This is a genomic window from Tenacibaculum skagerrakense, from assembly GCF_004345825.1.
GTDB lineage: Bacteria > Bacteroidota > Bacteroidia > Flavobacteriales > Flavobacteriaceae > Polaribacter > Polaribacter skagerrakensis.
The window spans coordinates 15,154-37,619 of the sequence record NZ_SLXM01000010.1 but is presented as its reverse complement, the minus strand read 5'-3'; the positions used below and the strand labels follow the sequence as shown (position 1 = coordinate 37,619).

The following is a 22,466-nucleotide window of genomic DNA, read 5'->3' as shown; positions in this document are numbered from 1 at the left end:
TATTAATTCATTTACCTATCCTATGATACTCTAATCCTTTACTTTCTATATCATAAGCGATATATTGATTTCTACCATCAAAAATTATTGGTTGATTTAACTGCGTTTTTATCTCTTCAAAATCTGGAGATCTAAATTCCTTCCATTCTGTTAGTAAAATCAGTGCATCAGAACCTTTTAACACTTCATATTTTGAGTTACCATATTCAATACTTGACTCATTTTTGAAGTAAAAATTTTTGCACTCATCCATAGCTTTAGGATCATATGCTTTTATCCTTGCTCCGCGTTTTAATAATTCTTTAATTGTATAAATTGATGGGGCTTCTCTCATATCATCCGTCCCTGGCTTAAAAGCAAGACCCCAAAGCGCAAATACTTTATCAGAAAGATCTTCACCAAAAGCATTCACAATCTTTTTTACAATCGCTAATTTCTGTCGGTTATTCACCTCATCAACAGACTTTATTAACTGAGCATTATAATCATTCTCTACCGCTATTTTTTGCAGCGCTTTTAAATCTTTTGGAAAACAAGACCCTCCATAACCTACTCCTGGATATATAAAACTATATCCAATTCTACTATCTGATCCTATTCCTATTCTTACATTATTCACATCTGCACCCACTTTTTCACAAATATTTGCAATTTCATTCATAAATGAAATTTTGGTAGCTAGCATTGCGTTTGCAGCATATTTAGTCATTTCAGCTGAACGAACATCCATAGTAATAAAACGATCATGTGTTCTAAAGAAAGGACTGTATAATTCTTTCATTTTTTTAAACGCAGAATCCGAATCTGAACCAATAACAACTCTATCAGGCTTCATAAAATCATTGATAGCATCTCCCTCTTTTAAAAATTCAGGGTTAGAAACCACATCAAACTCTACAGCCATACCTCTAAGATCTAATTCATTTTGAATAGTCTCTCTTACTTTATCAGCTGTACCAACTGGTACCGTAGACTTATTTACTACTAATATTGGATTATTAATGCTCTTTCCTATTTCTGAAGCTACATTTAAAACATGTTGTAAATCGGCTGAACCATCTTCTCCCATTGGAGTCCCAACAGCTATCATTGCAATATCAGCATTCTTAATAGCTGCATCAAAATTAGTAGAGAAAAATAAATTTTGTTTAGAAACATTTTTTTTAACCATATCTTCTAACCTAGGTTCGAAAATAGGAATGATTCCTTTATTTAAATTATCTATCTTAATTTTATCGACATCAACACAAGTCACTCGATTACCCATCTCTGAAAAACATGTTCCAGAAACTAGTCCAACATAACCTGTCCCTATTACAGTTATATTCATAGAATTATTTGTCCTTACCTTTTAAACTTTCTTTTTCATGAACTACTTTTCGTAATCCACTACTTGAAAATCTATGTTCTCTTGTGTTAAAATATAATTTGATTCCTTTTTTTTCACAATAATCTCTTCCGGTAAATTTTTTATTAGCATACTCCTCTCCAATAATTCTTACGTCAATTTTAAATGAATGTAAAATATCTTCGAGATCTTGCTCTGTAGTGTAAGGTATAATCTCATCAACGTACCTACAGCCTTTCAATTGAATATACCTTTCTACAATAGATTGAACGGGTTTATTCTTATCTGGTCTGTCTTGGGAAGGATCAGTTTGAAGGCCACAGATTAGATAATCGCATTGGCGTTTTGCCTCCTCAAGCATTTTTATATGTCCTGCATGAAGTAAATCAAACGCACTAAAAGTTATACCTACTTTCATAATCTATTTTCTTTTAAGCAACAAATATATTAAGTTATTCTATAAACTAAAGTTTTTTTCCGTTTTATTAATGTTTTGTTTACAAGTACATCTTAAATTAATAGTTGAGTATTTTCTCAACAATCATAGTAGAACTATTACCATTTCCATACAGTAATACATCCCACATTTCACATTGATTCTGAATTTCTTTATTCAAATTATTTAAATCTTCAAAAAGTAATACGTTACCATTATTCTTTAAAGTTTCAACCCACTCTGTTTCAGTTCTTATGGTAACACATTTTTTCTTAAGCCAATAGGCTTCTTTTTGCATTCCTCCACTATCAGTAATTAATCCTTTAGAATCATTTAAGTAAGACAAATTATCTATATATGATTGGGGTTCAATGAAATTTATATTTTTATATGCTTCTAAATCCAACCCAAATAATTTAGCATTGTTTCTTGTTCTTGGATGCAGCGACATAACTACAGGCTCATTTAACTTGTTTAAAACTCCTAAAACATAACTTAACCTTTCCTTTTTATCTGTATTATATGGTCTGTGGATAGTAGCATAATAATAGCTGTTCTTAGCAGAAGTTTCTATTAATAGATTTTTGTCTTTAATATAAAAAACCAAGTCTTTCATAATATCCCCTACCTCAAAGACATTTTTAAAAATCCCTTCTTTTTCTAAATTTTTTGTTGCTGTAGTAGAAGGTGTAAAAAGGCAGTTCGATACATGATCAGTAAGAATTCTATTGATCTCTTCTGGCATTTTTTTATTAAAACTCCTTAATCCAGCTTCTATATGAAATACAGGTACATGAATTTTAGAAGCCACTAAAGCACCTGCTAAAGTAGAATTAGTATCACCATACACAACAACTCCATTGGGTTTTTCTTTAAGTAAAACCTCTTCAATTTCTACCATCATTTTAGCCGTTTGAGCTCCATGGTTCCCACTCCCTACATTAAGCATATAATCGGGTTTTTTCATCCCCAATTGCTCAAAAAAAACAGCACTCATATTTTCATCATAATGCTGTCCTGTATGTATTGTTACTAAATCTAGTTTACCATCACATGCTTTTTCAAACGGAAAATGTTTAATAAATTGAGGTCTAGCTCCTATTATCGCTATAACTTTCATGTAGTTATTTTATCTATTAAAAGGGTGTGGTTCCAAATTTTTAGAAGCAAAAGGATGATAATCTCCTATTAAACCTTTTGGCTGAGCATTTCTAATCTCATGAACGATTTCAATTGCTTGTCTAGCATCCTCTAGTCCATATCCGTTCCCTTCAAGAATCCCTTCATAAACCTTAGTATGTAAATCAGTAAAACCACCCGAAAACTCTAACTCTTCACCTTCTATTTTTATAGATCTAAACGTCCTTTGCCCTGTATTTTTAATTTCTTCTGGTAAAGCATTATAGTTTATTGACAAAAACCAACGAACTCTCGCTCTTTTAAACTCCAGATACCCTGCTGCTCTATCATGCGTATGCACGTGAACAGTGTTAGATTGTATATCTCCAAAAATCCAAGACAACATATCGTAAAAATGTACACCTATATTAGTGGCGATCCCTCCAGACTTAGACTGATCTCCTTTCCATGAGGTATAATACCAATTCCCTCTAGAAGTTAAATACGTTAAGTCGATGTCAAATATTTTATCTTTTGGAGCGTTATTAACCTTTTCTTTAAGCTTCAAAATACTAGGATGCATTCTTAATTGAAGAATATTCCAGATTCTCTTTCCAGATTCCTTTTCCATTTTCTGAAGTGCATCTATATTCCATGGATTTAAAACCAATGGTTTCTCACAGATTGCATCCGCGCCTCTTCTTAATGCCATTCTAATATGTGAATCATGCAAATAATTTGGAGTACAAATACTCATATAATCAAGCATTTGCCCTTTGTCATACTTCAATTTTTCAAGATATCGATCAAAACGTTCTATTTCAACAAAAAAATCAGCATTTGGGAAATAGCTATCCATAATACCCACACTATCAAATTTATCTAATGCAGCTACAAGCTCATTACCTGTATCTTTAATAGCTTTTAAGTGTCTCGGAGCTATATAACCTGCCAAACCTATTAACGCAAATTTTTTCATTTACAACGTTTTATCTTTTACATCGTTACTTAATACATTTTTCACATCATACACGACCGATTTTTCCTTTTTCAGTTTAACAAAGTCTATCTTTTTAAACTCGTTATGAGCTACGGCTAATAAAATCGCATCAAATCTTTTACTTGGAATCTCTTTGACTGAAGTAAGATTGTATTCTCTCTTCACTTCATTAGGTTCAGCCCATGGATCAAACAACGAAATATTCATCCCGTAATCATCTAATGCTGTAATAACATCAACAACTTTCGTGTTTCTTACATCAGGACAATTTTCTTTGAATGTAATTCCTAATACTAAAACATCAGCTCCTTTTACATGAATATCATTCTTTATCATCAGTTTTACTAAATCAGAAGCTACATATTCTCCCATGCTATCATTTAATCTTCTTCCTGCTAAAATTATTTCTGGATGATAACCAAACTCTTGTGCTTTTTGTGCTAAATAATATGGATCAACACCAATGCAATGTCCTCCAACCAAACCAGGTTTAAACGGAAGGAAATTCCATTTTGTACCCGCTGCTTCCAAAACATCATAGGTGTTAATATCCATCAAACTAAATATTTTAGCCAATTCGTTAACAAAAGCAATATTAATGTCTCTTTGAGAATTTTCTATCACTTTAGCAGCTTCAGCTACTTTAATAGTTGGAGCTAAGTGTGTTCCAGCAGAGATTACGGATTTATACAATTCATCTATTTTCTTACCAATATCTGGTGTTGAACCTGAAGTTACTTTTAGGATTTTATCAACTGTATGCTCTTTATCCCCAGGATTAATTCTTTCAGGAGAATAACCAGCAAAAAAATCAATATTAAATTGAAGTCCTGATACTTTTTCTAAAACAGGAACACAATCCTCCTCTGTTGCACCAGGATATACTGTCGATTCATAAACTACAACATCTCCTTTTTTAAGAACACTTCCAACAGTTTCACTCGCTTTAATTAAAGGAGTTAAAATAGGACGATTATTTTTATCTACCGGAGTAGGCACAGTAACTATGTAGTAATTACAATCTTCTAATGCTTTTATATCTGTTGAACAAAACAATCCTTTTTCGGCAGAACCATTAGTTATAACAGACAACAACAAATCGTTTTCAACCTCTAAAGTTGAATCAACTCCTTTCATTAATTCATCTACTCGATTTTGATTTATATCAAAACCAATAACTGCATATTTAGTTGCGAATAATCTAGCTAAAGGTAATCCCACATAGCCTAAACCAATTATTCCAATTTTAATTTCGTTCATAAAAAATTATTACAAATTTTCCCAATACCAGTTCACTGCTTCTTTCAATCCTTCTTCCAGTGAAAATACAGGATTGTAATTTAGCAATTCTTTTGCTTTGTCAATACTTGCCAATGAATGAGGAATATCTCCCATTCTGTTAGGACCGTGCTTTACTTCAATTTTTTCGATTGAATTATCAAATTCTGATAAATATTTTTTTAAGCAACTAACTAAATCATTCAAAGTATTTCTCTCTCCGTAAGCTACATTGTATACAGTATTAACTGCTTTGTTATCCTGAACAGTTAGTGCTAATAAATTAGCCTGAATAACATTATCTATGTAAGTAAAATCTCTAGAGTAATTCCCATCACCGTTAATTACAGGAGACTCTCCTTTCATAAATTGACCAACAAACTTTGGAATTACTGCAGCATATGCCCCATTAGGATCTTGCTTTCTACCGAAAACATTAAAGTATCTTAATCCTATAGTTTCTAAACCATACGTTTTAGAGAAAACATCAGCATACAATTCGTTTACATATTTAGTAATTGCATAAGGAGACAACGGTTTTCCGATTTTATCTTCTACTTTAGGTAAAGTTTCTGAATCACCGTAAGTAGATGAACTCGCAGCATATACAAATCGCTTGACACCTTCATCTCTTGAAGCCACCAACATATTTAAAAAACCAGTTACATTAACCTCATTAGAAGTAATAGGATCTTTAATTGATCTTGGTACAGAACCTAAAGCAGCTTGATGTAAGACATAATCAACACCTTGAACTGCCTTACTGCAATCATCTATATTACGAATATCACCTTCAATTAGTTTGAAGTTTGGATTAGCTTGTAACTTTTCTATATTTTCTCTTTTACCTGTTGCAAAATTATCCAAGCAAACTACTGAATTTTCTCTTTGCAAGAACTCTTCACAAAGATTAGAACCAATAAAACCTGCTCCACCAGTAACTAAAATTTTTTTATTTGAAAGTTGAATACGCATATAATTAGGAGTAATTATTCCAATAAGCAAACCTACAAAATCTAACGTAAAGAATATAATGAAGTAAAATAAAAAAGCCTTCAGTTTCCTGAAGGCTTTTGTGGGCGCGAAGGGATTCGAACCCCTGACCCCTTGGGTGTAAACCAAGTGCTCTGAACCAACTGAGCTACGCGCCCGAATAGCATTTAAGGTTGTGGGCGCGAAGGGATTCGAACCCCTGACCCCTTGGGTGTAAACCAAGTGCTCTGAACCAACTGAGCTACGCGCCCTTATTTGCTATTGCGGATGCAAATATAACACAGTTTTGAATTCTGACAATGTTTTTTTCATTTTTTTATTTATAAAACTTCAGCTACGGTAAATGTACTTCCTCCAACAAATACTAAATCAGCCGGAGAGCTATTTCTAACCGCCTCATCATAAGCACTTAAAACACTATCATAACTATCCCCTAGCAAACCATACTTCTTTGATTTATTTTTTAAAATTTCAACAGAAAGACCTCTAGGTATATTAGGTTTAGAGAAATAATAGGTTGCGCTTTTAGGAAATAATGGTAAAATTTCATCTAAATCTTTATCTGAAACTACTCCTAAAACCACATGTAAATTATCATAATTTTCTTTTTCCAATTGTTGCAACACATAAGTTAATCCTTCTTTATTATGCGCTGTATCACAAATTACTTTAGGTTTTTCGCTTAAGACTTCCCACCTTCCCCTTAATCCAGTATTATTTTTAACATTTAATAAACCATTGACTATATGATTAGGTTTTATTACAAAACCTTCTACTTTTCCTAAAGCTGCAACAGCCGTTTTTGTATTGTGCTTTTGATAACTTCCTAACAAATCAGTCTTATATTCTTCTTTTACCTCGTCGGAAGCAAAAATAATTTCAGCATTACACTCTTGCGCTTTTGCTTTAAAAACTTCTTGAATTTCAATTTGCTTTTCTCCGATAACTACTGGGATAGTATGTTTTATAATACCCGCTTTTTCAAAAGCTATTTTTTCTAAAGTATCTCCCAATATTTGAACATGATCCATTCCTATATTGGTAATCACCGATATTTCTGGAGTAATAATATTTGTTGAATCTAAACGACCTCCTAATCCAACTTCAATAACAGCAACATCTACCTTCTCTTTTGCAAAATATTCGAAAGCCATACCTACCGTCATTTCAAAAAAAGAGAGCTGATTTTCTTCAAGAAAAGATTTATTTTTCTCTAAAAATCCAACTACATTCTGCTCTGAAATTTCAGCACCATTTATTCTAATTCTTTCTGTAAAACTCTTTAAATGAGGAGAAGTATACAATCCAACTTTATAACCTGCTTCTTGCAATACGGAAGCAATCATATGACTCGTAGAACCTTTTCCATTTGTTCCTCCAACATGAATTGACTTAAATTTTTTTTCAGGATTATGTAAATGATTAGAAAGTTTTTTAGTATTTGTTAAATCTTTCTTGTAAGCGGTTTTACCTATATTCTGGTACATAGGCAACTGCTTAAACATCCAATCAATTGCTTCTTGGTATGTCATATTGTTATTTAGATAATGAAAATTTGTAAATTATTGTTCCCACTTGAGTTTCGGGAGCTTTTCCATCTGCGTTCCATTTTGTTTTAAGCGCCGCTTTTTTAGCTGCATCAAACAAACATGGAGCGGAATTTGTAGTGCCTTTTGCTCCTGGTTTGGCTTCAATAACATTTCCGTTTTGATCAACCTTAATGGTTACAGAAACGGTTCCTTCTTCTTGGCAATCGGGTTTTTCGATAGGTTTAGATAATGCTTTTCTTCCTGATAAATTATAATTACCTCCTGAACCTCCTCCAGTATTTCCATAATACTTATTTGCATCAGGGTCACCTTTTTTATCTCCTTTTACACCTTGCTGTGTATCATCTCCTTCTCCTTTTACATTATCTCCGTCTGGAGAATTTCCTTTTAACAAACTATTTAAAGCATCTGTTGCTGCTTTTGATGGTTTAGACTTAATTTTCTCTTTTTTCTCTTCTTTTACAACTTCTTTCTTCTCTTCAGTTTTTTCTTCTACCTTTTCTACAACAGGTACATCTTTAGCAGTATCATCTGTTAAGATTTCTTCATTAACCTCTTCTTTAGGAGTTTCTTGAACTTCCTCTTTAATTTCTTCCTGCTCTTCTTTAACCTCTTCTGTTTTTGGTTGATCTGCCTTAACTTTTTCTACTGGTTGGCCACTTCCTGCATCAGAATCACCAAAATTAATAGCAACTCCATATTCGATTGGTGGATCCATATATCTCATACCAAAACCATACATTACAAATAGTAACAATAACAATATAATAGAAGTTATAATTGCCGATTTCCTTTTATGTATAGTATCAAATAATTGCATATTCTACTTGCCTTTAACAGCCAAAATCATTTTTAATTTATTCCTATTAGCAATATCAATAACTCTCATTACATTTTTATAAGGAACATTTTGATCTCCTCTGATAACTATTGTTTTTTCTTTGTTAGCCCCTACCTTAAGTAGCAATTCCTGTTCCAAACTAGCTGATGAAACTTTAGATTTATCGATGTAAAAATCAGAATCTTTAGTAATTGTAACAGCTACAGAAGTTTTATTTTCTGTTTTTCCTCCTGCTTTTGGTAATAATACATCAATGGCACTAACTGTAACCAATGTAGAGGTCAGCATAAAAAATATCAATAACAGAAATACAATATCTGTCATTGAAGACATATTAAAATTTGGATCTACTTTATTTCTACCTCTTAAATTCATTATATAGGTTCATTTAATAAATCTAAAAACTCTACTGACTTTGCTTCCATTTGATATACCACTTTATCGGTTCTAACCACCAAATGGTTGTAAGCAATATAAGCAACAATTCCTACGATTAAACCAGCAACTGTAGTTGTCATTGCTGTATATAATCCATCAGACAACATTTTAATATCTATTTGTCCTCCTGAATTAGCGATTTCATGAATAGCTACGATCATACCAATTACAGTTCCTAAGAAACCAATCATTGGAGCAGCTCCTGATATTGTTGCTACTACAGAAACATTCTTCTCTAATTTATAAATTTCTAACTTTCCAGCGTTTTCAATTGCCGTATTAATATCTTCTAAAGGCTTTCCTATTCTAGAAATTCCTTTACCTATTAATCTTGAAGTAGGACTATCTGTATTTGAACATAATGCTTTTGCTGCCTCTAACTGACCATTTAAGACAAAATCACGAATTTGATTCATAAAATCTTTATCAACTTGTGCAGCTGCTTTGATTGCAAAAAAACGTTCGAAATAAATGTACAGTGCCACACCTAAAAGCACAAACAATAAAGCTATAATTATTTGACCTCCAACACCTCCATCTTTGATTAATTGAAATATTGATAATGTTTTTTCTTGAGTATTTTCGTCTAAAACTTCTTTAGCAACTTCTTGAATATATAAAAGCATAAAACAGATTTGATGTAATTTATTAAACGTTTTCTTTTGATTAAAAGTATAAAAAATAAATCCTGAATTCTAAAAATTCAGGATTTTAATATTTCTTTATGATTGAACTATTAAAGCATTAATTTAACTAAAATATACCCCAATCCTCCTAGTACAATTGTATACGGTAATGCCATCTTTACCATTTTCCCGTATGATAAGTTAATTAATGGTGCTAGAGATGATGTTAACAAGAATAAAAATGCTGCTTGTCCATTTGGAGTGGCTACACTAGGTAAGTTAGTTCCAGTATTAATAGCAACTGCTAATTTTTCAAAATGCTCTCTAGTAATTACACCATTCTTAAATGCTGTTTCTACCTCTCCAATATATACTGTTGCCACAAAAACATTATCACTTATTGCTGAAAGGAATCCATTAGCTATATAAAATAAACCAGGTTGAGAAGCTGGGTCTTGATTCAATGCCCAATCAATAATAGGTTTAAATAAATGCTGATCATGAATCATCGCTACAATTACGAAGAAAACCACTAATAAACCTGTAAATGGTAATGCTTCTTCAAAAGCGTGACCTAGTTTATGCTCATCAATAATCCCCATGAAAGCAGTTTGCACAATAATTAATGCTAAACCAATAAAACCAACAGGGGCAATATGTAATGCTAAACCTAAAATTAAAAGTACTGCTGAAACACCTTGAACTAAAAGTCCATATTTTTCTTTATCCGTTCTTCTCTTATCTTCTTCAATAGTATATTGTTCAATAATTTCAGCTGCAACATTTGGCAGTTTAGTTCCAAAACCAAACCAACCTGTTGTCTCTAACACCACTGTTGTTAACAATCCCGCCGCTAAAACTGGAATAGTTACTGGGGCCATTTTGATGAAAAAATCAATAAAATCCCAACCTAAGCGTTCTCCAATTAATAAATTTTGAGGCTCTCCTACTAAGGTACAAACCCCTCCAAGTGCAGTACCTACAACACCATGCATTATTAAACTTCTCAGAAAACTACGGAACTGCTCTAATGTTTCTCCGCTCAACTCTTTTCTATCTAAAATTCCGTCTGCATCATAATCAGCAGCAGCACTAGAATGAATTTTATGGTACACCCCATAAAAACCAACAGCTACACTAATCAATACAGCTGTTACGGTAAGAGCATCTAAAAAAGCAGATAAGATAGCTGCTAAAAAAACAAATAAAAGCGATAAGATTAACTTAGACTTTATTTTGGTAAACACTTTACTGAAAATATACATTAGTAATGGTTTCATAAAGTAAATACCAGCTACCATGAATACCAATAACAAAACTACTTCTAAATTTTGGTCTACTTCATGGTATGCGTTTTTAGGCGTTGTTAAACCTAGCGCCAAGGCTTCTATTGCTAACAATCCTCCTGATTGTAATGGATAACACTTCAACGCCATTGCTAGTGTGAATATAAACTCACCTATAAACAACCAAGCAGTTATTGTTTTTCCCAATACAAAAAAGGAAAACACATTAAAAATTAAGAAACCTATAATGGTCATTTTAAACCATTTGGGGCTATTTCCTAAGAAATGTTTCAACATAATATACTTTTATTTTAAGTTAATTCTTTTAGCGCTATTTCAAACGCCGTCTCACTTATACCTGTCTTCGAAGAATTTTTAGCATAAGCAATTTCTAAAGCTTTTCGAATTGTGTTTGATGTATCGTGGAAAATAGCTTCATCATTCATTGAAACCCTTTTTTCCATGAAATAAGCAAAAACTCTTGCCATTCCACAATTCGAAATAAAATCTGGAATTAAACTTACCTTTTTGTCAGTCTCTTCCATTATAGGTCCGAAGAAAATTTCTTTATCAGCAAAAGGAACATTTGCACCACAAGAAACCACCTCTAAACCACTATTAATCATTTGATTAATTTGCTTTTCTGTTATTAATCGAGAAGCTGCACAAGGTGCGAAAATCTCACAAGGAAGATTCCATACTCTAGCATTAATTTCCTCGAAAGGAATCATGTTTTCTGCTACTAAAGTATTTCCATCTTTATTAAGGAAAAGTTCTTTTATTTCTTCAAATGTGAACCCTTCTTCTTTAATTACTCCTCCAACTCTATCTATTATCCCAACAACTTTAGCCCCCATTTGAGCTAAATAATAAGCTGCTGCTGAACCAACATTACCAAAACCTTGTACTACTGCTCTTTTTCCAACAACACTTCCTCCGTATATATTGTAATAATGCTTTACTGCTTCAGCAACACCGTAACCAGTGATCATATCTGCTACAGTATACTTTCTTTGAACTGATGGAGAATAGTGCTCGTTTTCTAACACTTTAATTACTCCGTGACGTAACTGCCCTATTCTGTTTATTTTATCGGCCTCTGATGGTTTAAAGTGTCCGTTAAAAACTCCTTCTTGCGGATGCCAAACTCCGCAATCTTCTGTGATTGGAATTACTTCATGGATTTCATCAACGTTTAAATCACCACCAGTACCGTAATAATTTTTTAACAATGGAGATACAGCTTGGTACCATCTTCTTAAAACTCCTTCTTTTCTTGGATCATGCGGATCAAAATTAATTCCAGATTTTGCCCCACCAATAGCAGGACCAGAAACTGTAAACTTCACTTCCATAGTTTTAGCAAGTGACATTACTTCATATTTATCTAATCCTTTACGCATTCTTGTTCCTCCTCCAGCAGCACCACCTCGTAAAGAGTTGATTACTGTCCATCCTTCTGCATCAGTTTCAGAGTCTTTCCAATTAAAAACTATTTCTGGTTGTTTTTCTTCGTATTTTTTTAATAATTCTTTCATGATTTAAAATAAGTTAAGGTTTGTTTAAAAAAGTTTGGTTGTGTGTTTTGTTTTATTTTTAAATCATGTAAGCTAAAGTTGTGTCATTTTCGTTCTTTTTAAAAGTTTTATCTTATTTCGCAAACTTACCAAAAAAATAGTCTTTTAGTATTACAAATAGTAATACAAAAATTCAAAAAGATATTTATTACTTGTTTCTTTTTAAATCTGCTGGCAATTTAGCAAGGAAACTTTTAACACAAAAAAAGTTTCCTAAGTTTCTTTCTTATTTAACATTAATTTATGAATTCATTACAATCACTCTTTTGGCATAAAACTTTTTCCCGAAGAATGATCTTTTAAGGCTCCTGTTACAGAACTTAAACAGTTTATTTCATTCCTATCTTTTAACAATCCTAGTAATGCAAAAATTAAAGCTTCCTTAAATTCAATAATATTAGCATCTGATTGGATTATTTTTGTTTCAGAATATTTTTCTATTTGCTGAATTAAATAACTATTATAAGTACCTCCTCCTGTTACCAATACACTCTTGGAACCATTAAGAACCTTTCCTATTTGTTGTGCACTATGTATTACAAATGTTTTTAAAATAGATGACACTTGCGTTTCTAAATTGTTAATTAATGGGAACACATATTTCTGAACCCACTCTAAACCTAAAGATTTAGGAGGATTCTTATGATAAAAATCCAAATCATTTAATTGCTTAAGTAATTCTTCGTTCAAGTTCCCTTCAGAAGCAATTATTCCATTTTCATCATACTCTAAACCAATCTTTTTAGTGTAATGGTTTAATACAATATTTACAGGGCAAATATCAAAAGCGACTCTTTTATCATTTCCTTTGAAAGATACATTCGCAAAACCTCCAAGATTTAAACAATAGTCATATTCTGAAAATAGCAATTCATCGCCAATAGGAACTAAAGGTGCTCCTTGACCTTTTAGCGCTACATCTTGCGTTCTAAAGTCGCAAATAACTTTTAGATGAGTAACATTTGCTAATGTTTGCCCATCTCCTACTTGTAGTGTAATTCCTTTATCTGGTTGATGAAAAACAGTATGACCATGGGAAGCGATAAAATCTACCGAGTCGATTTTATTCTCTTTGATAAACTCGTTAGTCATTTCTCCGAGGAGCCGACCATAATCAATATCTAGGGTTGCTAATTCTTTTTTTGATTTATTTATAGCTGTTTGAAGTCTTACTTTCCAATTTTGTGAATACGATTTAGTTTCACTGTAAATTATTTTGAAATCTTTATAGTTTGATTCATTAAATTTTACATATACCAAATCTAATCCGTCTAGTGAAGTTCCGGACATTAATCCGATAACATATTTATACTCATTCTGCATAAAGTAAAAATATAAAAGCTTTTGAAAAAATAATATTAAAGGAGTATCTTTGGGAACATTTTTTAAGAATAATTTATAACTACAACGATTTAGAATGGATTTTAATCTTACAGAAGAGCATTTAATGATACGTGATGCTGCTCGCGACTTTGCACAAAATGAATTATTACCAGGCGTTATTGAAAGAGACGAAAAACAACAGTTTCCTGACGAATTAGTTAGAAAAATGGGAGAGCTTGGATTTATGGGTGTTATGGTAGATCCAAAGTACGGAGGAAGTGGAATGGATACAATTTCTTACGTATTAATTATGGAAGAGCTTTCTAAGATAGACGCTTCTGCTTCTGTAATGGTATCTGTAAATAACTCTTTAGTTTGCTATGGTTTAGAGGCTTATGGTAGTGAAGAGCAAAAACAAAAATATTTAACAAAATTAGCAACAGGTGAATCTATTGGTGCTTTCTGTTTAAGTGAGCCTGAAGCTGGATCGGATGCAACTTCTCAAGCAACAACTGCGGAAGATAAAGGAGATTACTATTTATTAAATGGAACTAAAAACTGGATTACTAACGGAGGACGTTCTGATGTATATTTAGTAATTGCTCAAACTGATAGAGCTAAAGGACATAGAGGAATTAATGCTTTCATCGTAGAGAAAGGAATGGAAGGTTTCCATATTGGTCCTAAAGAAGATAAGTTAGGAATTCGTGGTTCTGATACGCACACTTTACAATTTAATGACGTAAAGGTTCCAAAAGAAAACAGAATTGGTGAAGACGGATTCGGATTTAAATTCGCAATGAAAACTTTATCTGGAGGACGTATTGGTATTGCTGCTCAAGCTTTAGGAATTGCTTCTGGAGCTTATGAATTAGCTTTAAAGTACTCTAAAGAGCGTAAGGCTTTCGGAACTGAGATTTGTAACCACCAAGCGATTGCGTTCAAATTAGCCGACATGTATACTGATATTACAGCTGCTCGTCATTTAGTAATGCAAGCTGCTTGTGATAAAGATGCTGGAAACAATTATGATCGTTCTGGAGCAATGGCTAAATTATATGCATCTAAAGTAGCAATGGAACATACAGTGGAAGCTGTTCAAATTCATGGTGGAAATGGTTTCGTAAAAGAGTACCATGTTGAGCGTTTAATGCGTGATGCAAAAATTACTCAGATTTATGAAGGAACTTCAGAGATTCAAAAGATTGTAATTTCTAGAAGCTTAATTAAGGAATAGTTTCAAACTTACTATATTTTCAAAAGCTCATCATTATTGATGGGCTTTTTTGTTTTTAGTTTGTAATACAACGAAGAATAAATCTTACCTTTAAAGATATAAATCAACCTTATAAATCTTTTCAAGAATATCTAAAAAAAAGGAAAGTCTAATCGGGTACTTTTTCTTTTAACTTCTTGATTTATTTAATTACCAACATGAAAAAAAATACCTTACTACTACTCGCTATTTGTTTCAATTGTACATTATTTGCTCAAAACTATTTAGATGCTAAAGAATCTGACCCAACTAAAATGGGTTGGATGAAAGGGTTTCCAACTTCAGATAAAACATTAGTCCTTGCATCAGATGGAAGTTTCTTTAAATTTCCTGCTTTGCGTTATAGTGTTTGTCATATGCGACAATTTCTACCAACTACTGAAGTTTCAGCAGCTCAAAAGAATCGGTATAAATTTAAAGTTAAACTAGACAATAACATTGACCAACTCAAATTTATTCCAACAAATAGTAATCAAAAAATGACATGGTCTGAGTCTCTTTATAAAAATTATACTGATGGAATTCTAATTCTTCATAAAGGAAAAATAGTTTATGAAAAATATTTTGGTGCTCTAAAACCTGAAGGTGTACATGCAGCTATGTCGGTAAGTAAAACCTTCACAGGAACTTTAGGAGCAATGTTAGTAGCTGAAGGTTTATTGGATGAAAACAAGACTGCAGATTTTTATGTACCTGAATTAAAAAACAGTGCTTTTGGAGACGCTACAATTCGTCAAATTTTAGATATGACAACAAGTCTAAAGTATAGTGAAGATTATTCTGATCCAAAAGCAGAAGTATGGATTTTCTCTGCTGCTGGAAATCCTCTTCCAAAACCCAAAAATTATTCAGGTCCGAAAAATTATTTCGAATATTTACAGACAGTACAAAAAGATAAAGGAAATCATGGAGAAATATTTGCGTACAAAACCGTAAATACAGACGTTATGGGTTGGATAATATCTCGAGTTACAGGAAAAAGTTTAACTCAATTACTTTCTGAGAAAATATGGAAACCTTTAGGAACTCATATAGATGGCTATTACCAAGTAGATGCTTCTGGAATTGCCTTTGCCGGTGGAGGATTTAGCGCAAACATACGTGATATGGGAATGTTTGGTGAAATGATTCGTAAAAATGGATACTTCAATAAAAAACAAATTTTACCGAAATCCTTAATTGAAGACATTATGAATGGCGGAAGTCAAGAAGCTTTTAGAAAATCTGTATACTCTTCTTTGAATAACTGGAGCTATAGAAATATGTGGTGGATTACACATAATGAAAATGGAGCTTTTGCTGCTCGTGGAGTACATGGTCAAACAATTTATATTAATCCAGCAGCAGAAATGGTTATTGTACGTTTTGCGTCTCATCCTGAAGCAAAAAACTCAAAAATTGACCCAACCTCTCTACCTGCTTACCAGGCTGTAGCTGACTATCTTATAAATAAATAAAACTATGAGGCCAAAAAACACAATAAAAGTTAGTCTTTTGTTTATTGCAATTTTCCACGTCGCATCAATTACATCTCAAGAAAAAAATCCATTATTATTTTATAAATCGTCAAAAACAGAATTACGAGGACATGTTCAAACCGGAATTAATTTAGTAGCAGAAACAAATTTGTTTTGGAATCTCGCAGATACACCATCGTTAGATTTTGATTCAGACACCCAATGGGTTGAATCATATTTAAAGCCTGGAATTAGTTTTTCATATGGTATTGATTCTAATAATAAATTGTACACAAAAGTTTCTCTTGTCGGTTCTCATACATTAGGGACGGATGCTTTTGACGAGGGTAATAATGGGCAAATTACTTTAGAAGAGGCCCACATAGGATTTAGCTCAAAACTATCTGATAATTTTTCACTAAAAACAGTTTTGGGTTCACAAGAGTTAAAACTGGGTACAGGAATGCTAATAGCTAATGGAGCGTCAAGTGGTTTTGAAAGAGGAGCTTTAAAATTCGGACCTAGAAAAGCATGGCAATATGCGGGACTTTTAGAAATGAACTATAAAAAACTAAACAGTAAGTTTTTCTACTTAGCACCAAACGAATTGCCTTCAAATGATACTGATAATGCGCTAATAGGTTCTGATATTAATTACTTCACCTCAAAAAACAGTTATATTGGATTATCCTATATTAATGTTGTTTCATCACAAGCTCCCTATCCGAAAGCTGCTCCAAATGGAAACGGAGCTCCAATTATTACACCCGGAAGTAGAGAAAATTTAAACGCCTTGAATTTATATGCTAGAAATAATCCTTTTAAAACTCAATTGAAGAATTTATTCTTTGCATTTGATGGAGCCTATCAATGGAACTCAAGAATTAACCTCAACTCATGGGGAGGAAGAATTCAATTAGGCTACGAATTTCCAGAGACCAAGTGGAAACCAATGGTAATGTATTCTTATCAAGTGTTCTCAGGAGATAATCCGAATACAGAAGGTCTGGAACGTTTTGATCCTTTATATTTTGAAGGTTCGCCAAGTGCATGGTCAACTGGCTCAAAATCTTCTATGGTTTTTATTAATTCAAACGTTCAAGCACATGGCCTTACAGGGAAATTTCAAATTAAACCTCGCGATATTATTACACTTCGATATACTCACATTCGGGCACATCGATTATTAAGTCCGATTCAATTTGGACAAGCAGCACGGGTTGAGTTTTCCGATGGTATTCCCACTGTTATTTCAGGAGTTACTAATGCACATTTAGCTGATGATTTTTTTATAGAGTACAACAAAATTGTAACTAAAAATATTTATGTAAATGCAGGTTTTAGTCTTTCTGTTGCTGGTGATGGAATTTCAACAATTGTTAATAAAACTTCTCTTTGGACAGGTGCCTTTTTAAACATTGTACTTAATTATTAAATGAAACCTCAGCAAATATTTGACTCGCTTTTATAATATTCATTTTAAATGTGAGTGTATAGAATGTGTTTTAGTACAGCCAAAACTACATAATTATAAAAGTTAAAAAAAAATAGATAAAATAATTCTTTATGTTAACTGAGAAAGAAAAGCAACTACTTGAATTTCATCAAGGAAATAAAAAATTAAATAAATGGATTGACTCAATTAGTAACTCAAACAATCCATTCTTTTTAAAAGAAAGTGCTGAATTGTATAATTGGGATGATGGATTTAAATTACCCTTAACAATCGCAAATAATAAATATTGTGACAAAGGAGTTGCGTTAACTTTGTTCTGGTTGGCTGAAGGAATAATCTTCTTCTCAGGTGAGATTAAAAAAAATGAATACAACATTGATTGGGCTAATTTTTGTGAATTAATTGGTAACAGATTAATCAATGATATTTATGATGAAGGTCCAGTAAGTTTTAATCCTTTAATAAATAGGGTTTCAATTTACAAATATGAAAAAAGTGGAATTCCTAAGGAGCTTTATTATCCAATAGAAGGTAATATTTAGATGATACTTTAATATTTAATATTTCTCGAGATGATTCTATCTGTAATGACAATATTGTGAGGTGAAAAATGTCATTCCATTTGTTCTATTTGTAAACCTAAACACAATCAAACCCTAATTTTTAACTAAATTTACAAATACATAATTCTACTTAAATTTAAACCTAACCCTGTTGTGTTTAGTATATGAACAACGAACAAACTGCAATACAAACTACTTATTTTAGCATCATAGGAAATACTTGTTTAGCTTTAATTAAAGGAATTGCAGGAATACTTGGCAACTCATACGCGTTAATTGCCGATGCTATTGAATCTACAACAGACATCTTTTCTTCTTTGCTTGTATTATTTGGTTTGAAATATGCTAAACGTCCTCCCGACGAAAATCACCCATACGGACATGGTAAAATTGAACCTTTAATTACATTCCTTGTTGTTGCTTTTCTTGTTACCTCGGCAACTGTAATTGCTTATGAAAGCATTCAAAATATACAAACACCTCATAAAACTCCAGAACCATGGACTTTATTAGTCTTGGGAGCTATTATTTTATGGAAGGAAGCCTCTTTTAGACTTGTTATCAAAAAAAGTAAAGAGACTAATAGTTCTTCTCTTAAAGCAGATGCTTGGCACCACAGAAGCGATGCGATTACTTCTGTAATGGCATTTATTGGAATTTCAATTGCCTTGGTGTTAGGCAAAGGATATGAAACCGCTGATGATTGGGCAGCTTTACTAGCTTCTTTCTTCATTCTTTACAATAGCTATTTAATTTTTAGACCAGCTCTTGGAGAAATAATGGACGAACACCTTTATGATGATCTCTTAGAAGAAATTAGAGAAGAATCAATTAAGGTTAAAGGCATCATTGGAACCGAAAAATGCTTTATCAGAAAAGCTGGAATGAAATATCATGTTGATTTGCATGCTATTGTAGATGGAGAAATTACTGTAAAGGAAGGGCATTATATATCACATCAATTAAAAGATCATTTACGAGAAGTTATACCTGGCTTAGGTCACGTACTTATTCATATAGAACCACAAAATGAAAAATGATTATGCTTCCTTTTGATTAAAAGTATTAACATTGGTTTGTTGTAATATTTTTAGAAAAACGTTTTAAGCTATTTATTTTCTTTATAATACTAATAACAACTATAAAACAAAACTTTAAATTGAAACACATTATTAATATATTTATTATGGTCTTTCTACCGTAACTCTATATATTCTGCGAAGCAATAATGAAAAATAAAATAATACCTCTTATAATATCAATTCTTTTAACTGGATGTTTTTCGAATAATAAAAAAGAAAATTCAGTAGTTTTTACAAACAAAAAAGAATTTATAACACAGCGTAATTTACAGGAAAAACAATTTGAAAAATTCAATTTTGACAGAGAAGAACAATGGGATAGTTTAAACAATATTTCTCATAAAAACGTTACTCTAAAAAAAGGTAAAGTTCACCCAGATATACGTACTTTTGGTTGGCATATTTATTCAAATGGAACCTCTTGGAAAAATTATAATTTTTCAATGTTATGGGGAATTTCCTATTTTTCATATACAATCCAACCAGAAACTGGAGATTATAAAAGTATTCATCAATGGAAAACAACAGCTTTATTAGATAGTGCTAAAGCAAATGGTTGTAAAGTTTTTCTTTCTGTTTCAAATTTTGGTGATCAAAACAATGCTACTTTTCTAGAAAACTCAAAAGCACAAGAGAATTTAATCGATAAGTTATCGAATTTACTAGCATTAAGAAATGCTGATGGTATTAATATTGATTTTGAAGGCGTCGCTGAAAAGAATAGAGAAGCATTTTCTAAATTTATACTAAAAGTTTCAAAACAACTAAAACAAGTTAATCCAAAGTATATGATTTCTTTATGTCTTTACGCAGAAGATTGGAATCATGTATTTGATATTAAAACTATTGACTCAGCGATTGATTTTTACACCTTAATGGGCTATGATTATTATGGTAGCTTTAGTAAAACTACAGGGCCTGTTTCTCCTCTTAAAAAAAGTGTACAATTTGGAAATGGATTAGAAACATCAGTTAGCTATTATAAAAACGAAGGTGTTCCATTAAAAAAGTTAATTGTTGGGTTACCTTATTATTGTGCAGAATGGTATACCAAAAAACCAGAAATTGGCACTATGGTAACTAAATTCAAATCGCATCCAAAATACAATTCAATAAAAGAGCTTTATATTGATTCTTTAAATATTCCCGTGCAATTTGATTCTAAAAGTGCTTCAACTTATCTCGTTATTAAAGATACCAATCAAGAATACCGACAATTATTTTTTGATGGTGTAAAATCTCTTTCTATTAAATATGATTGGATTAAACAGGAAAAAATAGGAGGCGTTGGAATTTGGGCTTTAGGATATGATAATGGTCACCCAGAGTTATGGGATTTATTAACTGAAAAATTTTCTAAAGCATCAAACACTGAAAATTAATAGTAAAAAGACAGAAAAGTTAAGAATAGAAGAACTCTTAAGGTTGTACTACTAAAATACATCTTTATCACTAAATGTATTCGTAAATGAAAAGTAACATTTCACTCATAATAGCACTAATTCTAACATTGATAACTACTTCTTGTGAAACTCAAAAAGAAGACATCAATAAAAAAATTAAAAGTCCAAATCAAGATAGTGAACTTGCGTTATTAATGCGTGAAATGTATGATGAGGCAATAATGAACAAAAAAAATATTACAAACAATAAACCACTTAAAATTAACCTAGACCACGAAAAAATTTTAAATGCTATTGCAACTGAACCTGAAAAAGCTGCCTCATCTGAATTTAAAGCATTTGCCAATTCTTATCTACAAAGTATAGAAAAATTGAAATATTCAAACTCTCACCAAAAGAAGGAATATTTTGAAAACGTGGTAAACAATTGTATGGCGTGTCATCAAACTTTATGCCCTGGACCACTGGTTAGGATAAAAAAACTTCAATAATAATTTACAAGAATTTTCAGAGAAGTAGCATTTCTATTCTTATTTCAAAATTAGAACAGTAAGAGAGTAAAATAACATTCCTATACTTTAAAAAAGAACAACAATCTTGGAATGAATTTTGATGCAATCTAAAGTCTGATGATTTTAAAAAAATCAAATTATGAGACTGATTGAAAATTATTTAACCAATTAATATTCTAAACTACTATTATGAAAAACTTTACCTTTTTTTTCGTTTTAATTACACTTCTATTTTCTAGCTGCCAACAAAAAAAGTCCTCAATCGAAGGTTTATGGATTGTTAAATCTGTTGCCATGGGAGATCAAGAAATGACACCCAACGCAAGATGGATGAAATTCAATGCTGATTTCACTCAAGAATCAGGAAATGGTTGGTTTCAACACTCTATAGGAACTTGGAATATGAATCAAGAAACTAAAGAATTAACCGTAATAAACACCAACGGTATTAATGATACTGCTCCACCTTTTGTTGTAACCATACATGGAGAATCAATGACATGGACAAGAACTGAAGAAGGTCAACCTGTAAAAGTCACTCTAGAAAAAGCAGCTAAATTACCTACAACTTATGGCGACCAACTTTTAGGTTTATGGAAATTAGATAGTTTAGAAGGTAAAGGAAGTTTTTTCGATGAAAATGGATTTTTATTTTTTAGATGGGACAGGCGTTTTAACATCAATTCTAGTGTGGGAAAATTTAGTGGTGTTTACAACGTACACGGTCATAAGCCTGAAGTTGAATTAATTCCTTATGGAAATGACCTAAAAAGAAGTTTTTGGAAAATTGATTTCAAAGAAAACAAAATCGCCTTAACCTTATTGAATTCTGATAGTACGGTGACTAGGTCTTTTAGTAGAATACATGATTTTCCGAATTAATAATTTCTTTTAGTTTCATC

Annotated in this window: 21 protein-coding genes and 2 tRNA genes; 8 read left to right on the top strand and 15 right to left on the bottom strand. The window is 31.9% G+C overall.

The genetic code is table 11. The features are described from left to right. Nucleotides 1-7: 7 nt before the first annotated feature. The 15 genes from EV195_RS14510 to EV195_RS14440 form a co-directional block, all read right to left on the bottom strand. The gene (locus EV195_RS14510; protein ID WP_132795690.1) at nt 8-1,330 is read right to left on the bottom strand and encodes a UDP-glucose dehydrogenase family protein; all 1,323 of its coding nucleotides are present in this window, start codon (nt 1,328-1,330) and stop codon (nt 8-10) included. 4 nt (nt 1,331-1,334) lie between these two features. Beyond that, nucleotides 1,335-1,766: an adenylyltransferase/cytidyltransferase family protein gene (locus tag EV195_RS14505; protein ID WP_132795689.1), complete on the bottom strand. Its 432-nt coding sequence runs from the start codon at nt 1,764-1,766 to the stop codon at nt 1,335-1,337. 97 nt (nt 1,767-1,863) lie between these two features. Further along, complete coding sequence (wecB, locus tag EV195_RS14500) at nt 1,864-2,904, bottom strand: non-hydrolyzing UDP-N-acetylglucosamine 2-epimerase (RefSeq protein WP_132795688.1); 1,041 nt, start codon at nt 2,902-2,904, stop codon at nt 1,864-1,866. A gap of 9 nt (nt 2,905-2,913) precedes the next feature. Beyond that, nucleotides 2,914-3,882, bottom strand: coding sequence for a Gfo/Idh/MocA family protein (locus tag EV195_RS14495; protein ID WP_132795687.1), 969 nt, complete (start codon nt 3,880-3,882; stop codon nt 2,914-2,916). After that, on the bottom strand, nt 3,883-5,163 hold the full coding sequence (locus EV195_RS14490) for a nucleotide sugar dehydrogenase (RefSeq protein ID WP_165915746.1): 1,281 nt from the start codon (nt 5,161-5,163) through the stop codon (nt 3,883-3,885). It abuts the gene before it with no gap. Nucleotides 5,164-5,172: 9 nt separating this feature from the next. After that, nucleotides 5,173-6,156 carry an SDR family oxidoreductase gene (locus EV195_RS14485; protein ID WP_132795773.1) on the bottom strand — a complete coding sequence of 328 codons (984 nt, stop codon included), beginning with the start codon at nt 6,154-6,156 and terminating at the stop codon, nt 5,173-5,175. A gap of 101 nt (nt 6,157-6,257) precedes the next feature. Continuing rightward, nucleotides 6,258-6,332, bottom strand: a tRNA-Val gene (locus EV195_RS14480). A gap of 18 nt (nt 6,333-6,350) precedes the next feature. Then, nucleotides 6,351-6,425, bottom strand: a tRNA-Val gene (locus EV195_RS14475). Nucleotides 6,426-6,494: 69 nt separating this feature from the next. After that, on the bottom strand, nt 6,495-7,706 hold the full coding sequence (locus EV195_RS14470) for a bifunctional folylpolyglutamate synthase/dihydrofolate synthase (protein WP_132795686.1): 1,212 nt from the start codon (nt 7,704-7,706) through the stop codon (nt 6,495-6,497). Between the two features lie 4 nt (nt 7,707-7,710). Further along, nucleotides 7,711-8,544, bottom strand: coding sequence for an energy transducer TonB (locus EV195_RS14465; RefSeq protein WP_132795685.1), 834 nt, complete (start codon nt 8,542-8,544; stop codon nt 7,711-7,713). Between the two features lie 3 nt (nt 8,545-8,547). Further along, nucleotides 8,548-8,940, bottom strand: a complete 393-nt coding sequence (locus tag EV195_RS14460) for an ExbD/TolR family protein (protein WP_132795684.1) — start codon at nt 8,938-8,940, stop codon at nt 8,548-8,550. Continuing rightward, on the bottom strand, nt 8,940-9,629 hold the full coding sequence (locus tag EV195_RS14455) for a MotA/TolQ/ExbB proton channel family protein (protein WP_132795683.1): 690 nt from the start codon (nt 9,627-9,629) through the stop codon (nt 8,940-8,942). Before EV195_RS14455 ends, EV195_RS14460 begins: the two co-directional genes overlap by 1 nt. A gap of 110 nt (nt 9,630-9,739) precedes the next feature. After that, nucleotides 9,740-11,212: a sodium/proton antiporter NhaB gene (nhaB, locus tag EV195_RS14450; RefSeq protein WP_132795682.1), complete on the bottom strand. Its 1,473-nt coding sequence runs from the start codon at nt 11,210-11,212 to the stop codon at nt 9,740-9,742. Between the two features lie 14 nt (nt 11,213-11,226). Further along, nucleotides 11,227-12,453: a Glu/Leu/Phe/Val dehydrogenase dimerization domain-containing protein gene (locus tag EV195_RS14445; protein WP_132795681.1), complete on the bottom strand. Its 1,227-nt coding sequence runs from the start codon at nt 12,451-12,453 to the stop codon at nt 11,227-11,229. Nucleotides 12,454-12,750: 297 nt separating this feature from the next. Further along, a complete protein-coding gene (locus EV195_RS14440; RefSeq protein WP_132795680.1) occupies nt 12,751-13,815 on the bottom strand; it encodes an anhydro-N-acetylmuramic acid kinase in 1,065 nt (354 codons plus the stop codon). A gap of 94 nt (nt 13,816-13,909) precedes the next feature. Here EV195_RS14440 and EV195_RS14435 point away from each other — a divergent pair, with 94 nt between their 5' ends. The 8 genes from EV195_RS14435 (at nt 13,910) to EV195_RS14400 (ending at nt 22,446) form a co-directional block, all read left to right on the top strand. Continuing rightward, nucleotides 13,910-15,052 carry an acyl-CoA dehydrogenase gene (locus EV195_RS14435; RefSeq protein ID WP_132795679.1) on the top strand — a complete coding sequence of 381 codons (1,143 nt, stop codon included), beginning with the start codon at nt 13,910-13,912 and terminating at the stop codon, nt 15,050-15,052. Between the two features lie 197 nt (nt 15,053-15,249). After that, entirely contained in the window at nt 15,250-16,548 is a 1,299-nt protein-coding gene (locus EV195_RS14430; RefSeq protein WP_132795678.1) for a serine hydrolase domain-containing protein, read from the top strand. Between the two features lie 4 nt (nt 16,549-16,552). Then, on the top strand, nt 16,553-17,983 hold the full coding sequence (locus tag EV195_RS14425; protein WP_132795677.1) for an alginate export family protein: 1,431 nt from the start codon (nt 16,553-16,555) through the stop codon (nt 17,981-17,983). A 131-nt stretch (nt 17,984-18,114) separates the two neighbouring features. Further along, nucleotides 18,115-18,546 (top strand): DUF4274 domain-containing protein, encoded by a 432-nt coding sequence (locus EV195_RS14420; RefSeq protein WP_132795676.1) that lies wholly within the window; start codon nt 18,115-18,117, stop codon nt 18,544-18,546. Nucleotides 18,547-18,731: 185 nt separating this feature from the next. Then, nucleotides 18,732-19,607 (top strand): cation diffusion facilitator family transporter, encoded by an 876-nt coding sequence (locus EV195_RS14415; RefSeq protein ID WP_132795675.1) that lies wholly within the window; start codon nt 18,732-18,734, stop codon nt 19,605-19,607. A 188-nt stretch (nt 19,608-19,795) separates the two neighbouring features. Continuing rightward, nucleotides 19,796-21,031: a glycosyl hydrolase family 18 protein gene (locus tag EV195_RS14410; protein WP_132795674.1), complete on the top strand. Its 1,236-nt coding sequence runs from the start codon at nt 19,796-19,798 to the stop codon at nt 21,029-21,031. Nucleotides 21,032-21,117: 86 nt separating this feature from the next. Beyond that, complete coding sequence (locus EV195_RS14405) at nt 21,118-21,543, top strand: hypothetical protein (RefSeq protein ID WP_132795673.1); 426 nt, start codon at nt 21,118-21,120, stop codon at nt 21,541-21,543. Between the two features lie 210 nt (nt 21,544-21,753). Next, nucleotides 21,754-22,446, top strand: a complete 693-nt coding sequence (locus tag EV195_RS14400) for a hypothetical protein (protein WP_132795672.1) — start codon at nt 21,754-21,756, stop codon at nt 22,444-22,446. Nucleotides 22,447-22,466: the final 20 nt, after the last annotated feature.

Coding starts and splice junctions, on each gene's coding strand:
- EV195_RS14440 (WP_132795680.1), bottom strand. CDS start 13,815: ATGCAGAATGAGTATAAATATGTTATCGGATTAATGTCCGGAACTTCA.
- EV195_RS14495 (WP_132795687.1), bottom strand. CDS start 3,882: ATGAAAAAATTTGCGTTAATAGGTTTGGCAGGTTATATAGCTCCGAGA.
- wecB (WP_132795688.1), bottom strand. CDS start 2,904: ATGAAAGTTATAGCGATAATAGGAGCTAGACCTCAATTTATTAAACAT.
- EV195_RS14490 (WP_165915746.1), bottom strand. CDS start 5,163: ATGAACGAAATTAAAATTGGAATAATTGGTTTAGGCTATGTGGGATTA.
- EV195_RS14420 (WP_132795676.1), top strand. CDS start 18,115: ATGTTAACTGAGAAAGAAAAGCAACTACTTGAATTTCATCAAGGAAAT.
- EV195_RS14425 (WP_132795677.1), top strand. CDS start 16,553: ATGAGGCCAAAAAACACAATAAAAGTTAGTCTTTTGTTTATTGCAATT.
- EV195_RS14505 (WP_132795689.1), bottom strand. CDS start 1,766: ATGAAAGTAGGTATAACTTTTAGTGCGTTTGATTTACTTCATGCAGGA.
- EV195_RS14415 (WP_132795675.1), top strand. CDS start 18,732: ATGAACAACGAACAAACTGCAATACAAACTACTTATTTTAGCATCATA.
- EV195_RS14465 (WP_132795685.1), bottom strand. CDS start 8,544: ATGCAATTATTTGATACTATACATAAAAGGAAATCGGCAATTATAACT.
- nhaB (WP_132795682.1), bottom strand. CDS start 11,212: ATGTTGAAACATTTCTTAGGAAATAGCCCCAAATGGTTTAAAATGACC.
- EV195_RS14410 (WP_132795674.1), top strand. CDS start 19,796: ATGAAAAATAAAATAATACCTCTTATAATATCAATTCTTTTAACTGGA.
- EV195_RS14460 (WP_132795684.1), bottom strand. CDS start 8,940: ATGAATTTAAGAGGTAGAAATAAAGTAGATCCAAATTTTAATATGTCT.
- EV195_RS14400 (WP_132795672.1), top strand. CDS start 21,754: ATGAAAAACTTTACCTTTTTTTTCGTTTTAATTACACTTCTATTTTCT.
- EV195_RS14510 (WP_132795690.1), bottom strand. CDS start 1,330: ATGAATATAACTGTAATAGGGACAGGTTATGTTGGACTAGTTTCTGGA.
- EV195_RS14430 (WP_132795678.1), top strand. CDS start 15,250: ATGAAAAAAAATACCTTACTACTACTCGCTATTTGTTTCAATTGTACA.
- EV195_RS14485 (WP_132795773.1), bottom strand. CDS start 6,156: ATGCGTATTCAACTTTCAAATAAAAAAATTTTAGTTACTGGTGGAGCA.
- EV195_RS14435 (WP_132795679.1), top strand. CDS start 13,910: ATGGATTTTAATCTTACAGAAGAGCATTTAATGATACGTGATGCTGCT.
- EV195_RS14405 (WP_132795673.1), top strand. CDS start 21,118: ATGAAAAGTAACATTTCACTCATAATAGCACTAATTCTAACATTGATA.
- EV195_RS14455 (WP_132795683.1), bottom strand. CDS start 9,629: ATGCTTTTATATATTCAAGAAGTTGCTAAAGAAGTTTTAGACGAAAAT.
- EV195_RS14470 (WP_132795686.1), bottom strand. CDS start 7,706: ATGACATACCAAGAAGCAATTGATTGGATGTTTAAGCAGTTGCCTATG.
- EV195_RS14445 (WP_132795681.1), bottom strand. CDS start 12,453: ATGAAAGAATTATTAAAAAAATACGAAGAAAAACAACCAGAAATAGTT.